We start from the raw sequence: 15,436 nt of genomic DNA, 5'->3' as shown, positions 1-15,436 counted from the left end.
CGCCCGCCCGGCTGCCGCTCACCACGATCGGCGAACTCGCGCGCGGGGGCGTACTGCGGCTGCGTACGGGAGGGAGCGGCGGGCCCGTGCGCGGGCCCGTGCTCACCGACCACGACGTCCTCGCCGGTACCGGGCCCTCCGCGACGGCGTCGGCCGGGGCGCTCTCCGAGGGCGACGGGGAACCCGTGCTCACCGCACCCGGTGACGTCGTCGTGCCCGTGCTCGGCGGCGGCTCCGTCGCGCGCGTCGTCGACGGCGCGGACGTGGGCGCCGCCCTCGGCCGCAACCTCGTCCTGCTGCGGCCCGACCCGGCCGCCCTCGACCCGTGGTTCCTCGCCGGGTTCCTGCGCGGCACCGCCGGCAACCGCCGGGCCAGCAGCTACGCCTCCACCGCGACCCGGCTCGACGTGCGCCGCCTGCAACTGCCCCGGCTGCCGCTGGAGCAGCAGCGCACCTACGGCGAACGGTTCCGCGCACTGGCCGAGTTCGAGGAGGCGCTGCGGCTCGCGGGCCGCCTCGGCGAGCAGTTGGTGCGCGGCATGTACGACGGCCTGACGGACGGCACGGTGGAGCCCGGCTGAGGTCCGTGGGGCGGCCGCGGTGACCAGCACCACAACGGTTCGGTACAACCCTGGACCAGGTGACCTGGTCGGCCTATACGCTCGGACTCCGCACCCGTGCGTCCGTACGTGCGTCCCTACGTCTGTCCGTCCCCACCAGGCCTCCAGGAGCAACCATGCAAGGCCACGGCCCGGCGCTGCCGGTGAAGCCGCCACCCCCGACCGGGCTGCTGGTCTTCCTGCGCGTGCTCTTCGTGGTCCTGTCCGTGTGCAGCTTCGGCCTCCTCGGCTGGGTCATGATGCTGCGCCTGGCGCTGGTGACCCGCAGATCCCTGGACTGGGGCCTGATGGTGGCCGTCCTCGCGGCCGAGGTCCTCGGGTTCGTCCTCATCGGCACCGAGCCCGGCGAGGAGATCCACACCCCGGGCGGCTGGACGGGCCTGGCGCTGCTCATGGTCTCGCTCGTGGCCTCGATCGCGTACTACCTGGCGACGGAGATCCGCCACTACCACCAGGTCGGCTACGCGTACGCGGCGTACACGGCGCACCAGCAGTCCACGGCGCACACCTACGGCTACCCGCAGCCCCCGTACGCCGCGGCCGGTCCGCACACGCCGATGACCCCGATACCCCGGGTCCAGCCCCAGCCGCAGACGCCCGCGCCGACCCCGCCGCCGCAGCGCCCCGCGCCCGCCCGGATCGACCAGGTGCGCGCCGAGCTGGACGAGCTGAGCGACTACCTGCGCAAGCACGAGGACGGCAGGTGAGCGTGGCGGCGTCGGGACGGGTGATCGCCGACCGCTACGAACTGTCCACGCTCATCGGGCAGGGCGGCATGGGCCAGGTGTGGACGGCGTACGACCAGCGCCTGGACCGGCGCGTGGCCGTCAAGCTGCTGCGGCCCGACAAGGTCGCGGGCCAGGAGGCCGACGAGCTGCGCCGCCGCTTCGTGCGCGAGTGCCGCGTCACCGCCCAGGTCGACCACCCCGGCCTGGTCACCGTCCACGACGCGGGCAGCGAGGGCGAGGAGCTGTTCCTCGTCATGCAGTACGTCGACGGGGCCGACCTCTCCGACCACCTCGCCGAGCACGACCCCTACCCCTGGCAGTGGGCCGTCGCGGTCGCCGCGCAGCTGTGCGCCGTGCTGTCCGCGGTGCACGCCGTGCCGATCGTCCACCGCGACCTCAAGCCGCGCAACGTGATGGTCAAGCAGGACGGCACGGTCACCGTCCTGGACCTCGGCGTCGCCTCGGTGATGGACACCGACACCACCCGTCTCACGCACACCGGCTCGCCCATCGGCTCGCCCGCCTACATGGCGCCCGAGCAGGCGATGGGCGGCGCGGTCGGCCCGTACACCGACCTGTACGCGCTCGGCGTGCTGCTGCACGAACTGCTCAGCGGGGACGTCCCGTTCTCCGGCTCCACCGCCCTCGGCGTGCTGCACCGCCACCTCTACGAGCCGCCCCTGCCGGTGCGCCGGCTGCGCCCCGAGGTGCCCGAGGCGCTCGAAGCGCTCGTGCTGCGGCTGCTCTCCAAGGACCCCCAGCACCGCCCCGGCTCCGCGCAGGAGACGTACGAGCACCTGCTGCCGCTGCTGCCCGCGCGCGGGACCCCCTCCGGCGGACCCCCCCTGGCCGGACCGCGCCCGCACGCCCGCGGCCCAGCCGCAGGCCGCGCCCGCCGTCGAGAAGCCGGACGTCGCCGGAGCCGTCGACGAGGTCAAGCGCCTCCTCGGCGAGGGCCGCATCACCCAGGCCGTCGACATCCTCGGCCAGATCCTGCCGGCCGCCGCCGCCCAGCACGGCGAGCACTCACCGGTCGTGCGCACCCTGCGCAAGCAGTACGCGGCCACGCTGATGGACGACGGCCAGTACCGCCGCGCCCTGCCCGAACTGCGCCGCCTCGCCGACGAACGGGCCACCGAGGCGGGGCAGGCCGACCCGCAGTCCCTGCGCTTCCGCTACGACGCCGCCCAGTGCCTCGAACAGCTCGGCGAACCGGCGGCGGCGCTCGCCGAGTACCGCGCGCTGCTGCCGTACTACGAGAACCAGTACGTCGCCCAGGACGCCGAGCTCTCCTTCGAGGTGCGCCGCCGCATCGGGCACCTGCTCCTCGCCCTCGGCGACCGGGCCGCCGCCCACGACACGCTGGCCCGGCTGCGCTACGACGTCGAACGGCTGCGCGGCCCAGGCCACCCGCTGGTCGCGGACATCGGCCGGACACTCCAGTGGCTGGGGCAGGTCCGCGGCTGAAGCGCGCACCTGTGGGACGGTGCCCGAAGTCCTGCCGAATCGTTGGGTCGAATGGGTGGCCGAGAGCCGGTCGCCTGCCTAACATCGATCATCGCAAGACTTTGTGCACCGTCGCACAATCTCCCACAGGAGGTCCTCCTTGCACCGCCGCCGTCGCACCGCGCTCCTCCTCTCCGCCGCGCTCCTCACCGCGGCCCCCCTCCTGACCGCCTGCGGGAACGACGCGCACCCCGGTGCCGCGGCCGTCGTCGGCGGCGACCGCATCACGGTCTCCCAGCTGGAGAACCGGGTGAACGAGGTACGGACCGCGCAGCGCGCCGCCACCACCGGCGAGGCGCAGTACGAGCAGGCCGTCGCCAAGTCCGGCGGCCTCGCCCGCGACACCCTGCACAGCATGGTCCTGGACCGCGTGCTGCACCGGGCCGCGCGGGACGCGGGCGTGAGCGTCACCCGCAAGGAGATCCAGGAGGCCCGCGCCGACCTGGAACAGCGGGCCGGCGACGCGAAGGCCCTGGAGGTGACCTGGCTCCAGCAGTACGGGGTGCCGCCCGAGCGGCTCGACGACAACCTCCGCGTCCAGATCGAGGCCCAGAAGCTCGCCACCGCGCTCGGCACCGACACCAGCCGGCCGGAGTTCTGGAAGGCCCTGTCGGAGGCGTCGAAGAAGCTCGGCGTCGACCTGAACCCGCGCTACGGCACCTGGGACGTGGAGAAGAGCAGCCGCGTCGACGCGAAGCTGCCCTGGGTGCGGGACGTCACGGCGGCCGGGAGCAAGCAGCCGGCGTGAGCGCGGCGTGGGTTACGTTCGGGGGGTGAACGCAACCAGCCCGGGGCGCATCGTCCTGCTCACCACCAGCCACCGGGTCGCGCCCGGACTCCTGTCCTGGCCCGCCTGGCAGGCGCTGCACGGCGCCGACCGCGTCCTGTGCGCGGACGGCGCCCACCCCCAGCTGCCGTACCTGCGCGAGGCCGGCGTAGAGGTCGAGGAGGCGGCGCCCGACGCGCAGGAGCTGGTCGACCTCTGCGCCGGCGGGCGCACGGTCACCGTCGTCGCCACCGGTGAGGGCGAGCCGCGCCTGACCGACGGCCTGGCGCGGCTGGCCGGCTCCGGCCGTGTCGCGATGCCCGACCTGGAACTGCTGCCCGCCTCCTACGACCTGCCGGGCGCCCGTCTCCTGGACCTCGTCCAGGTCATGGACCGCATCCGCCTCGAATGCCCCTGGTCGTCCCAGCAGACCCACAAGGGCCTCGCCAAGTACGGCATCGAGGAGGCGTACGAACTCGTCGAGGCCATCGAGGAGGGCGACCGCGACGAGCTGCGCGAGGAGCTCGGCGACGTCCTGCTCCAGGTCGTCTTCCACTCCCGCATCGCCGAGGAGGGCGACCCGCAGGACGGTTCGGACCCCTTCTCCGTCGACGACGTGGCGGCCGGCATCGTCACCAAGCTGATCCACCGTCACCCGCACGTGTTCGGCGACGAGAGCGCCTCCACCCCGGAGGAGGTCAAGGAGCACTGGCTGCGCACCAAGGCCGAGGAGAAGCGGCGCACCTCCGTCACGGAGGGCGTCCCGCTGGGCCAGCCCGGCCTCGCGCTCGCCGCCAAGCTGGCCTCCCGCGCGCGGACGGCGGGCCTGGACGTGCCGCTGCCCCGGGGCGAGGGCGTCGGCTACGAACTGCTGGCGCTGGCCGTACGGGCGGAGGCGGACGGCGTGGACCCGGAGGCGGCCCTGCGCGCCGCCGCACGGGCGTACAGGGACGCGATACGCACAGCTGAGGCCGACACCGGGCCCCTTTAGGGGCGCGGGGAACTGCGCGACCGGCCACGACGCACCCGCGGACGACAACTCACCGCCCCCGGCCCAACGGCTAGTGCCACCGCGGCCGCGGCCGGTGTAGCAACCACTCACCGGGCCCCGCCGAAGGGGCCCGCCCCCGGCACGCGGCCGGGATGTCGTCGTGGAACACCCGTCCCGGGTCGGCGCCCAGGCACGGCAGCACCGCCGAGACCTCCTCGACCAGACCGGGCGGACCGGCCAGGTAGACGTCGTGGCGCGCCCAGCCGGCGCGGGTGCCCAGCGCCGTCAGCAGCCGCTCGGTGGCCTGCAGCGCGGGGCGGCCCGGCGCGGGCGTGATCACGGTGACGTCCAGCCCCGGCAGCCGGCTGCTCAGCCGGGCGAGCGCGGCCCGGTCGTAGAGGCGGGCGGTGTCGCGGGCCACGACGAACAGCCGGGCCTCGTCGTAGGGGCCCGGTCCGTCCGCCAGGTCCTCCAGGAGCGCCTTGACCGGGGCCCAGCCGGTGCCGGCGGCGATGAACGMGGGGGGCCGCTCCGCCGGTGCGCGCAGCGTCAGCCGGCCGCTCGCCGCGGAGAGCCGCAGGACGTCGCCCGGACGGGTGCGCCGCACGAGCTCCGGGGACAGCGCGCCGCCCTCGACGAGGCTGACGTGCAGGTCGAGGGTGCCGTCGCGGCGGGGCGCGTTGCCGACGGAGTAGGGGCGCCAGACGCCGGGCGCCCGGGGGACGGCGACGCTCACGTACTGGCCCGGGAGGTACGGCAGGCAGCGGTGCGGGCGCAGGGTCAGGACGGTGGGGCCGTCGCCGTGCGCGGTGCGGCCGGTGACCTCGGCGTCCCACCAGGACGGCTCGCCCTGGCTCTCCGCCTCGCCCGCGGCGCCCAGCATGGCGTCCGCGATCACCCCGTACGCCTCGTGCCAGGCCTTCTCCACCTCCTCGCTCCACGCCGACCCCGACACGGCGGCGAACGCGGCGATCAGGCTGTCCCCCACGGCCGTGTAGTGCTCGGGCCGCGCCAGGTACTTGCGGTGCTCGCGCCCCAGGTCCCGCAGGTACTCCTCCAGCCCCGGGCCCTCCAGGCGGGCGACGACGAGGGCCAGGGAGGCGAAGAGGCGGTCGCGCTGGCGCTCCTTGTCCCGCGGGGAGTCCAGCGGGAACAGCGCGCGGACGTCGGGGTGGTGCCAGAAGAGGTGCGAGTAGAAGTACTTGAGCGCGAACTCGGCCCGTCTTTCGACGACCGCGAAACTGGTCCGGAGCATCTCGGGGTCCACGGGCGCGAATGCTAGGTACGCGGGGCGCCGTGCGGTCAAGGGGAAGCCGATTCCGGGACAGCCTCGGGGCAAAGGCCCGTACCGGTGGAAATCCCGCGCGGTCCGCGCGGGCGGCCGCCCGCCCGGGCGCCGGGGCGGGGCTGGGGAGCGGCGCGGGCCGGCCCTCCCGGTACCGTCGGGAAGTGACCGAGACACCTGCACGGCCGCCCGCGGGGCAGCCCGTCCCCGAACTCTTCGGCTGGGAGTTCGCCACCGATCCCTACCCGGCGTACGCCTGGCTGCGCGAACACGCTCCCGTGCACCGGACGACGCTGCCCAGCGGGGTCGAGGCGTGGCTGGTGACCCGTTACGCGGACGCCAGGCAGGCCCTCGCCGACGGCAGGCTCAGCAAGGACCCCGCCCACCACGCCGGGCCCGCGCACGCGAAGGGCAGGACCGGCATCCCGGGGGAGCGCAAGGCCGAGCTGATGACCCACCTGCTCAACATCGACCCGCCGGACCACACCCGGCTGCGGCGGCTCGTCAGCAAGGCGTTCACCCCGCGCCGGGTGGCCGAGTTCGCGCCGCGCGTACAGGAACTGACGGACCGGCTCATCGAGGGGTTCATGGAGAAGGGGGAGGCCGACCTCATCCACGACTTCGCCTTCCCGCTCCCCATCTACGCCATCTGCGACCTGCTCGGTGTCCCGCGCGAGGACCAGGACGACTTCCGCGACTGGGCCGGCATGATGATCCGGCACGGGGGAGGGCCGCGCGGCGGCGTGGCCCGGTCGGTCAAGAAGATGCGCGGCTACCTCGCCGAGCTCATCCACCGCAAGCGCGAGGAGCTCACGGACGGGCCGGTCCCGGGCGAGGACCTCATCTCCGGTCTCATCAGGGCCTCCGACCACGGCGAGCACCTCACCGAGAACGAGGCCGCCGCGATGGCCTTCATCCTGCTGTTCGCCGGCTTCGAGACGACCGTGAACCTCATCGGCAACGGCACCTACGCCCTGCTCACCCACCCCGGGCAGCGGCGGCGCCTGCAGGAGTCCCTCGCGGCCGGCCGCACCGACCTGCTGGAGACGGGCCTGGAGGAACTGCTGCGCTACGACGGCCCCGTGGAGCTGGCCACCTGGCGGTACGCGACCGAACCGCTGAGCGTCGGCGGGCAGGACATCGCACCCGGCGACCCCGTGCTCGTCGTGCTCGCGGCGGCCGACCGCGACCCCGCCCGGTTCGAGGACCCCGACACCCTCGACCTCTCCCGGCGTGACAACCAACACCTCGGTTACGGCCACGGCATCCACTACTGCCTGGGTGCGCCCCTGGCCCGGCTGGAGGGCCGGGCCGCGCTCGGCACGCTCCTGACCCGCCTCCCCGACCTGCGACTTGCGGGTGATTCCGCTGATTTGCGGTGGCGCGGAGGGCTCATCATGCGTGGATTGCGCACGCTTCCGGTGGAGTTCACCCCGGTCGCGAAGTCCTGACCGCTGTAGCAGTGACGGCGGTCAAAGGTGAGCCTCCGTCAACTCTGTGATCTTCACGTTATCTACGCTGCACCGACTTGTGACAAGAGTTCGAGTGCAGCTACCTTCACCCATCAATGCGGCACGTCCCACGTTCCGCAGCCGTCACGAGCACAGTCTTCCGCTGTGTCCTGTGCGCATTCCTTGCTGTCACGCGAAAGGCAATCGCATGCTCTCCGGGAACGGCCGCCATCGTCGCCCCCGCCAGGCTCCGGCCATCCTCGTCGCCGCGGGTGTGACCGGATCGGCCATCGCGATCCCCCTGCTCGGTGCGACCGGCGCGAGCGCCGCGAGCGGTACGACCTGGGACGCGGTCGCCGAGTGCGAGAGCGGTGGCTCCTGGAGCGCCGACACCGGCAACGGGGCCTACGGCGGCCTCCAGATGACCCAGGAGACCTGGGAGGGCTTCGGCGGCCTCGACTACGCGCCGAGCGCCGACCAGGCCAGCCGCTCGCAGCAGATAGCCGTCGCCGAGAAGGTCCTCGCCGAGCAGGGGACGGCCGCCTGGGCGACCTGCGGTCTCGTCTCCGGCCTGACGCAGGACTCCGGCACCGCCGTCATCGACACGGGCGTCGCCGACGGGACCACCCCGTCGGCCGACGCGGGTGCGGCGCAGGACAAGGACGGCGACGGCGGGAAGTCCGACGCGTCCACCGGTGACGCGGCCGCGGACGAGCAGGAGCCGGACGCGACCGCCACGGACGACGCGACGCCCGCCCCGGACGGCGCGGAGAAGAGCGGCAAGTCGGGCAACTCCGGCAAATCCTCCCAGAAGGGCGACTCCTCGGCCGAGGCGGACAGTTCGGGCCGTCACCGCGGCGCCGTCGCGGACGAGGTCGACACCGCGACCCGCGCGGACGACTACTCCGCCCGGCACGCCTCGCGCAGCGACAGCAACTCACGCGTCCTGGTCGACGAGGGCTCGTACGTGATCCGCACCGGGGACAGTCTCTCGGGCATCGTCGAGTCCTTCGAACTCGATGGCGGGTGGGAGGCGCTGTACGACGCCAACAAGGACGCCATCGGCGCCGACCCGGACTTCATCATCCCCGGTCAGAGCATCTCCATCGACAACTGAGCCGCCGTGGGCAAGTGGTGAGCAAGCCGCCGAATCGGGCGAAAAAGAGCGGTAGTTCGCGCTGAATGTCCGATTCGGTGAAAGTGAGACATGGATCTCAAGACCCCTGATCGTCTTTGAAATCCGACGCCGACCGTGTTTACGGTCGTGACCGCTCGCCATTGGTGAGCCCCGACGGTCGCACGCCGAATCCTGCCAACGGCCGTACGGGAACAGTCGTCGCGTCAAGCGCCGTAGGCAGGAGCGGGGGACCCAGGTAAGTGCCGGACCCGGTCGACATGGCCGGGCACGGCTTGGGGTTAAGCCGCGTGACAGCAGTGTCGCGCGGCCGGGCAACTCACTCGGCCCGAACCCGACAGCTCACCTCGCAGGCGTCGGTGAGGGGATCTGTTTCATGCTGCTCTCGAACAAGGCCAAGCACCGCCGTCCGTCCAAGGCCGCCCGCATCGCCGCGCTGGCCGGCGTCACCACCGCCGCCGTCGCCGTCCCGCTGATGGGCGCCACGGGAGCCTCCGCCGCCACCGCGTCCGAGTGGGACGCCGTCGCCCAGTGCGAGTCCGGCGGCAACTGGTCGATCAACACCGGCAACGGCTACTACGGCGGCCTGCAGTTCTCGGCCTCCACCTGGGCCGCGTACGGCGGCAGCGCCTACGCCTCCACCGCCGACCAGGCCTCCAAGTCCCAGCAGATAGCCGTCGCCGAGAAGGTGCTGGCGAGCCAGGGCAAGGGTGCCTGGCCGAGCTGCGGTGTGGGCCTGTCCGGCGCCTCGACCGGCAACACCGCCCCGTCCGGCTCCGGTTCCTCGGACTCGGGCAGCTCGGCCTCCGGTCAGAGCACGCCGCAGCCGCAGAAGACGCAGCCCGCCGAGGAGCGCGCCTCGCGTGCGCAGGAGCGGCCGGCCGCGCAGAAGACCGTCGAGACCCCGACCGGCAAGAAGGTCAAGAAGGGCGACGGCGAGTACAAGGTCGTCAAGGGTGACACCCTGAGCGCGATCGCCGACGAGAAGAACGTCAAGGGCGGCTGGCAGAAGCTGTTCAAGCTGAACAAGGACATCGTCGACGACGCCGACTTCATCTTCCCCGGCCAGCAGCTGCACCTCAGCTGACACCCCCGGTCGCGTCCCGTTCCGGCGACCTCCCCCTGGGGAACCGGACGGCACGTCCCGGTCGGGGCTCCGGCCGCTCGGTCCCGACCGGGCATCCGGCCCACAGCCGGATCGCGGCTGAACCACGGCGCCCTCACATCCGTGTCCCCCACCGTGGGGTCCGTGAGGGTCACCCCCGTCCCCCACGGGCTCCTCGCCCCGGTGCGTCTTCCCCCGTACGCACCGGGGCGGGGCTTTTTTCGGCCCCGTCTTTGTTCCGTTCGGAAACAATTTCCTCTCGGTTCCGTCCACGGGGCGGTCGGGGGCCCTCCGCGGCCCGGCAGCCGGTTAGGCTCATCCCGCGGGGCCACCACGGCCTGCGTCCGACCGGGCCTCCGGCCCGGCGCAGCTTGCGTCACATCCCAGAAGGAGATGCTCGTGCCGTCCATCGACGTCGTCGTAGCCCGGGAAATCCTGGACTCCCGAGGCAACCCCACGGTCGAGGTCGAGGTCGGCCTCGACGACGGCAGCACGGGTCGTGCCGCCGTTCCGTCCGGCGCCTCCACCGGTGCCTTCGAAGCCGTCGAGCTCCGTGACGGGGACCCCAACCGCTACCTCGGCAAGGGTGTCGAGAAGGCCGTCCTCGCCGTCATCGAGCAGCTCGGCCCGGAGCTCGTCGGCTACGACGCCACCGAGCAGCGCCTCATCGACCAGGCGATGATCGACCTGGACGCCACCGACAACAAGGGCTCGCTCGGCGCCAACGCCATCCTCGGCGTCTCGCTCGCCGTCGCCCACGCCGCCTCCGAGGCCAGCGACCTGCCGCTCTTCCGCTACCTCGGCGGACCGAACGCGCACCTGCTGCCCGTCCCGATGATGAACATCCTGAACGGCGGGTCGCACGCCGACTCCAACGTCGACATCCAGGAGTTCATGATCGCCCCGATCGGCGCGGAGTCCTTCTCCGAGGCCGTGCGCTGGGGCGCCGAGGTCTACCACACCCTCAAGAAGGTGCTGAAGGGCCGCGGCCTGTCCACCGGCCTCGGCGACGAGGGCGGCTTCGCCCCGAACCTCGGCTCCAACCGCGAGGCCCTCGACCTCATCATCGAGGCCATCAAGGAAGCCGGCTACACCCCCGGCGAGCAGGTCGCCCTCGCCCTGGACGTCGCCGCGTCCGAGTTCTACAAGGACGGCTCGTACGAGTTCGAGGGCAAGTCCCGCTCGGCCGCCGAGATGACCGAGTACTACGAGGAGCTCGTCTCCGCGTACCCGCTGGTCTCCATCGAGGACCCGCTGTACGAGGACGACTGGGCCGGCTGGAACGTCATCACCGAGAAGCTGGGCGACAAGGTCCAGATCGTCGGCGACGACCTCTTCGTCACCAACCCCGAGCGCCTCGCCCGCGGCATCGAGGAGGGCTCCGCCAACGCCCTGCTCGTCAAGGTCAACCAGATCGGCTCGCTGACCGAGACGCTGGACGCCGTCGAGATGGCCCAGCGCAACGGCTTCAAGTGCATGATGTCGCACCGCTCCGGCGAGACCGAGGACGTCACCATCGCCGACCTCGCGGTCGCCGTGAACTGCGGCCAGATCAAGACCGGCGCCCCGGCCCGCTCGGACCGCGTCGCCAAGTACAACCAGCTGCTGCGCATCGAGGAGATCCTCGACGACGCCGCGGTGTACGCGGGCCGCTCGGCGTTCCCGCGCTTCAAGGGCTGACCCCTTTGTAGGAAGCGTCGTACGTACGTCCCCGTACCCGGTCCCGTACCGTGTGCGGGGACGTACGCACGTATCGGGGAGGCGGGACAGATGGCTGTGAAGGACCGGGACCGGTTCTCCACCGCGACCAGGCTGCGGGCGCTCGGTGAGCAGACCGCCGCCCGCGTCTACCGCTCCCAGACCAAGCGCCAGGCGCGGCGCTCCCGGCTGACCGGCCGGGCGGCGCTCCTCGCGCTCGTCCTGTGCACGCTCGTCGTGGCCCTCGCCTACCCCATGCGGCAGTACGTCTCCCAGCGCGCCGAGGTCGCCGACCTGCGGCGCGAGCGCGAGCAGGCCCGCGAGCGGGTCGAGGAGCTGCGCGACCTGAAGGCGCGGTGGCAGGACGACGCGTACGCCGAGCAGCAGATCCGCGAACGGCTGCACTACGTGATGCCGGGCGAGACCGGTTACGTCGTCGTCGACCCCGACGCGGCGCGGAAGACGCGCACGGACCGGACGGCGGCCGACCGGGCCTGGTACGCCAACGTCTTCGACGGCATGGACAAGGCGGACGCCGCCGGCCGCTGAACCGCCCCACCGCCGCACACCGACCGACCAGAAAGACACAGACCCAAGGCATGCAGACGCCCCCGCCGCCCACCCCGCGCACCGAGCCCACCGACACGGACGTCGAGGCGTTCCAGCAGCAGCTCGGGCGCCCGCCGCGCGGGCTGCGCGCGATCGCGCACCGCTGCCCGTGCGGACAGCCGGACGTCGTCGAGACGGCCCCCCGGCTGCCCGACGGGACGCCGTTCCCCACCACGTACTACCTGACGTGCCCGCGCGCGGCCTCCGCCATCGGCACGCTGGAGGCGAACGGCGTCATGAAGGAGATGACGGAGCGGCTCGCCACCGACCCCGAGCTGGCCGCGGCGTACCGGGCCGCGCACGAGGACTACATCGCGCGCCGCGACTCCATCGAGGTGCTCGAAGGCTTCCCCAGCGCGGGCGGCATGCCGGACCGGGTGAAGTGCCTGCACGTCCTGGTGGCCCACTCGCTGGTCGCGGGCCCGGGCGTGAACCCGCTGGGCGACGAGGCGATCGCGATGCTGCCGGAGTGGTGGCGCAAGGGCGCGTGCGTGCTGCCGCAGGGCTGACGGCGAAAGACTGCGCAGTTCGCCGCGCCCCCAGGTACCTGGGGGCGCGGCGAACTGCGCACGGGGACGACGAACGATCGCACCAGCACAGGAGAGCACTGTCATGACCCGTGTCGCCGCTGTCGACTGCGGTACCAACTCCATCCGCCTGCTCGTCGCCGACGCGGACCCCGGGACCGGCGCACTCGTCGACCTCGACCGCCGTATGACGATCGTCCGCCTGGGACAGGGCGTCGACCGCACCGGCCGCCTCGCCCCCGAGGCCCTGGAGCGCACCTTCGCGGCCTGCCGCGAGTACGCCGAGGTGATCAAGGAGCACGGCGCGCAGCGCCTGCGCTTCGTGGCGACCTCCGCCTCCCGCGACGCCGAGAACCGGGACGAGTTCGTCCGCGGCGTCCTGGACATCCTGGGCGTGGAGCCCGAGGTCATCTCCGGCGACCAGGAGGCCGAGTTCTCGTTCACGGGCGCCACCAGGGAACTGACGGGCCGTGACGACCTGGCCAAGCCCTACCTCGTGGTGGACATCGGCGGCGGCTCCACCGAGTTCGTCGTCGGCGAGGACCGCGTACGGGCCGCCCGTTCGGTGGACATCGGCTGCGTACGGATGACGGAGCGGCACCTCGTACGGGACGGCGTGGTCACCGACCCGCCGACCCAGGAGCAGATCGCGGCGATCCGGGCCGACATCGAGGCGGCCCTGGACCTCGCCGAGGAGACCGTGCCGCTGCGCGAGGCCCGTACGCTCGTCGGGCTCGCCGGCTCCGTCACCACCGTCTCGGCGATCGCCCAGGACCTGCCGGAGTACGACTCCGCGGCCATCCACCACTCCCGGATCGGCCTCGACCGGGTCCGCGAGATCACTACGCGGCTGCTCGCCTCCACGCACGCCGAGCGCTCGGCCATCCCCTCCATGCACCCGGGACGCGTGGACGTGATCGGCGCCGGCGCCCTCGTCCTCCTCGCGGTCATGGAGCGGACCGGCGCCCGCGAGGTCGTCGTGAGCGAGCACGACATCCTCGACGGCATCGCGTGGTCCGTGGCCTAGGAGCCCCTCCGCCCACCGCGCCCGGGCGGCCTCTCCTGAGCAGGTCGGACGACGTTTGAGCGTGTTCTCCGGGCTCGGAGGAGCCCGGAGAACGGCCTCTTCGGGGGTCCGCCGGAAACCTTCGTGAAGTTCTTCACAAGAGAATCGGCCCTGTTGGCGGAGGAACAGGGCCCTCCGGGCCCTTCCGGGGTTCCCGAGCGGGGTGGAAGGTGGCGGACGGAGTGTTTCGTGGGTATGTCGATCACGTCAGAAGGGCGACCGGTGCAGGGGTGGTGAAAGGCCAGAGGGGCAGCTCACGCGGCATTGACAACGGGTCGCGGGGCCCGCTGGTTCCCCCGCGGGACCATGACCTGGATCACGTGGGCGGCGCAGTGTAGCAGAGGGTGCGTAGGAGCTTGTGAAGGGGCGCACGAGCGACCCCCCTGGGCCGGGTGGATACTCGATGGCATGAGCACCACGGAGCGTCCCAGGATCCTCGTAGTAGGCGGTGGGTACGTAGGCCTGTACGCAGCTCGGCGCATCCTCAAGAAGATGCGCTACGGCGAGGCGACCGTCACGGTCGTCGACCCCCGGTCGTACATGACCTACCAGCCCTTCCTCCCCGAAGCCGCCGCCGGCAGCATCTCGCCGCGGCACGTCGTCGTCCCGCTGCGGCGCGTGCTGCCCAAGGCGGAGGTCCTCACCGGCCGGGTCACCACCATCGACCAGGACCGCAAGGTCGCCACGATCGCCCCGCTGGTGGGCGAGGCGTACGAGCTGCCCTTCGACTACCTCGTCATCGCGATGGGTGCGGTCTCGCGCACCTTCCCGATCCCCGGCCTCGCCGAGCAGGGCATCGGCATGAAGGGCATCGAGGAGGCCATCGGCCTGCGCAACCACGTGCTCGAACAGCTCGACAAGGCCGACTCCACGACCGACGAGGACGTCCGCCGCAAGGCGCTGACCTTCGTCTTCGTGGGCGGTGGCTTCGCCGGCGCGGAGACCATCGGCGAGGTCGAGGACATGGCGCGGGACGCCGCCAAGTACTACACCAACGTCTCCCGCGAGGACATGCGCTTCATCCTCGTGGACGCCGCGGACAAGATCCTCCCCGAGGTCGGCCCCAAGCTCGGCCAGTACGGCAAGGAGCACCTGGAGGGCCGCGGGGTCGAGGTCTACCTCTCCACCTCCATGGACTCCTGCGTCGACGGCCACGTCGTGCTGAAGAACGGCCTGGAGGTCGACTCCAGCACGATCGTGTGGACGGCCGGCGTCAAGCCGAACCCGGTGCTCTCCCGCTTCGGTCTGCCGCTCGGCCCGCGCGGTCATGTCGACACCGCCACCACGCTCCAGGTGCAGGGCACGGACTACGTCTGGGCCGCCGGCGACAACGCCCAGGTGCCGGACCTCGTCGGCCGCAAGGCCGGCAACGAGAACGCCTGGTGCCCGCCGAACGCGCAGCACGCGCTGCGGCAGGCGAAGGTCCTCGGCGACAACGTGATCTCCGGCATGCGGGGCTTCCCGCAGAAGGAGTACAGCCACGCCAACAAGGGTGCGGTCGCCGGTCTCGGGCTGCACAAGGGCGTCGCGTTCATCGTCATGGGCAAGATGAAGATCAAGCTCAAGGGACGGCTGGCCTGGTACATGCACCGTGGCTACCACGGGCTGGCCATGCCGACGTGGAACCGGAAGATCCGGGTGTTCGCGGACTGGACGCTCGCCGTGTTCCTGAAGCGTGAGGTCGTCTCGCTCGGGGCGATCGAGACTCCTCGCGAGGAGTTCTACGAGGCCGCGAAGCCGGCGCCGGCGCCGGCCGCCGTCGCGAAGACGGAGGAAAAGGCCAAGGCCTCCTGACCTCCGGCCACCGTTGTCCCCGAAGGGGCCCCGCCATCCGTGGTGCGGGGCCCCTTCGGCGTTCGCTCCTGGGGGCTGCGCCCCCAGACCCCCTGTCGCGCTGCGCGCTCCCGCGCAGTTCCCCGCGCCCCTAAAAGGGGCGCGGGGAACTGCGC

12 protein-coding genes, 2 pseudogenes and 1 riboswitch are annotated in these 15,436 nt (G+C 72.4%); of the genes and pseudogenes, 13 read left to right on the top strand and 1 reads right to left on the bottom strand.

Annotated elements, in window-relative coordinates; genetic code table 11:
• The 5 genes and pseudogenes from FGF04_RS29175 to FGF04_RS29155 all read left to right on the top strand — a co-directional run.
• Positions 1 to 581, top strand: a pseudogene (locus FGF04_RS29175) (SAM-dependent methyltransferase); the annotation flags it as partial.
• 155 nt (positions 582 to 736) lie between these two features.
• Positions 737 to 1,327: a hypothetical protein gene (locus FGF04_RS29170; RefSeq protein WP_149514285.1), complete on the top strand. Its 591-nt coding sequence runs from the start codon at positions 737 to 739 to the stop codon at positions 1,325 to 1,327.
• A gap of 68 nt (positions 1,328 to 1,395) precedes the next feature.
• Positions 1,396 to 2,815, top strand: a pseudogene (locus tag FGF04_RS29165) (protein kinase domain-containing protein).
• Between the two features lie 139 nt (positions 2,816 to 2,954).
• Complete coding sequence (locus tag FGF04_RS29160) at positions 2,955 to 3,602, top strand: SurA N-terminal domain-containing protein (protein WP_149514284.1); 648 nt, start codon at positions 2,955 to 2,957, stop codon at positions 3,600 to 3,602.
• 25 nt (positions 3,603 to 3,627) lie between these two features.
• Complete coding sequence (locus FGF04_RS29155) at positions 3,628 to 4,611, top strand: nucleoside triphosphate pyrophosphohydrolase (RefSeq protein WP_149514283.1); 984 nt, start codon at positions 3,628 to 3,630, stop codon at positions 4,609 to 4,611.
• Positions 4,612 to 4,681: 70 nt separating this feature from the next.
• Here the strand turns inward: FGF04_RS29155 and FGF04_RS29150 are convergent, their stop codons facing one another.
• Positions 4,682 to 5,878 (bottom strand): globin domain-containing protein, encoded by a 1,197-nt coding sequence (locus FGF04_RS29150; RefSeq protein WP_235882546.1) that lies wholly within the window; start codon positions 5,876 to 5,878, stop codon positions 4,682 to 4,684.
• 182 nt (positions 5,879 to 6,060) lie between these two features.
• Here FGF04_RS29150 and FGF04_RS29145 point away from each other — a divergent pair, with 182 nt between their 5' ends.
• The 8 genes from FGF04_RS29145 to FGF04_RS29110 all read left to right on the top strand — a co-directional run bounded on the left by FGF04_RS29145 (position 6,061) and on the right by FGF04_RS29110 (position 15,281).
• Complete coding sequence (locus FGF04_RS29145) at positions 6,061 to 7,347, top strand: cytochrome P450 family protein (RefSeq protein WP_149514281.1); 1,287 nt, start codon at positions 6,061 to 6,063, stop codon at positions 7,345 to 7,347.
• Positions 7,348 to 7,555: 208 nt separating this feature from the next.
• Entirely contained in the window at positions 7,556 to 8,464 is a 909-nt protein-coding gene (locus tag FGF04_RS29140; RefSeq protein ID WP_149514280.1) for a LysM peptidoglycan-binding domain-containing protein, read from the top strand.
• A 219-nt stretch (positions 8,465 to 8,683) separates the two neighbouring features.
• Positions 8,684 to 8,853: riboswitch (cyclic di-AMP (ydaO/yuaA leader) on the top strand.
• 5 nt (positions 8,854 to 8,858) lie between these two features.
• The gene (locus tag FGF04_RS29135) at positions 8,859 to 9,569 is read left to right on the top strand and encodes a LysM peptidoglycan-binding domain-containing protein (RefSeq protein WP_149514279.1); all 711 of its coding nucleotides are present in this window, start codon (positions 8,859 to 8,861) and stop codon (positions 9,567 to 9,569) included.
• 417 nt (positions 9,570 to 9,986) lie between these two features.
• Positions 9,987 to 11,267, top strand: coding sequence for a phosphopyruvate hydratase (gene eno / locus FGF04_RS29130; protein WP_149514278.1), 1,281 nt, complete (start codon positions 9,987 to 9,989; stop codon positions 11,265 to 11,267).
• Positions 11,268 to 11,357: 90 nt separating this feature from the next.
• On the top strand, positions 11,358 to 11,834 hold the full coding sequence (locus FGF04_RS29125; RefSeq protein WP_149514277.1) for an FtsB family cell division protein: 477 nt from the start codon (positions 11,358 to 11,360) through the stop codon (positions 11,832 to 11,834).
• A gap of 50 nt (positions 11,835 to 11,884) precedes the next feature.
• On the top strand, positions 11,885 to 12,403 hold the full coding sequence (locus FGF04_RS29120; RefSeq protein WP_149514276.1) for a DUF501 domain-containing protein: 519 nt from the start codon (positions 11,885 to 11,887) through the stop codon (positions 12,401 to 12,403).
• A 103-nt stretch (positions 12,404 to 12,506) separates the two neighbouring features.
• Positions 12,507 to 13,448, top strand: coding sequence for a Ppx/GppA phosphatase family protein (locus FGF04_RS29115; RefSeq protein WP_149514275.1), 942 nt, complete (start codon positions 12,507 to 12,509; stop codon positions 13,446 to 13,448).
• Between the two features lie 447 nt (positions 13,449 to 13,895).
• Complete coding sequence (locus FGF04_RS29110; protein WP_149514274.1) at positions 13,896 to 15,281, top strand: NAD(P)/FAD-dependent oxidoreductase; 1,386 nt, start codon at positions 13,896 to 13,898, stop codon at positions 15,279 to 15,281.
• Positions 15,282 to 15,436 lie beyond the last annotated feature (155 nt).

The sequence above is a fragment of the Streptomyces apricus genome (assembly GCF_008369065.1).
In the GTDB taxonomy this organism is placed as follows: domain Bacteria; phylum Actinomycetota; class Actinomycetes; order Streptomycetales; family Streptomycetaceae; genus Streptomyces; species Streptomyces apricus.
This window is presented reverse-complemented; position numbering and strand designations above follow the sequence as displayed.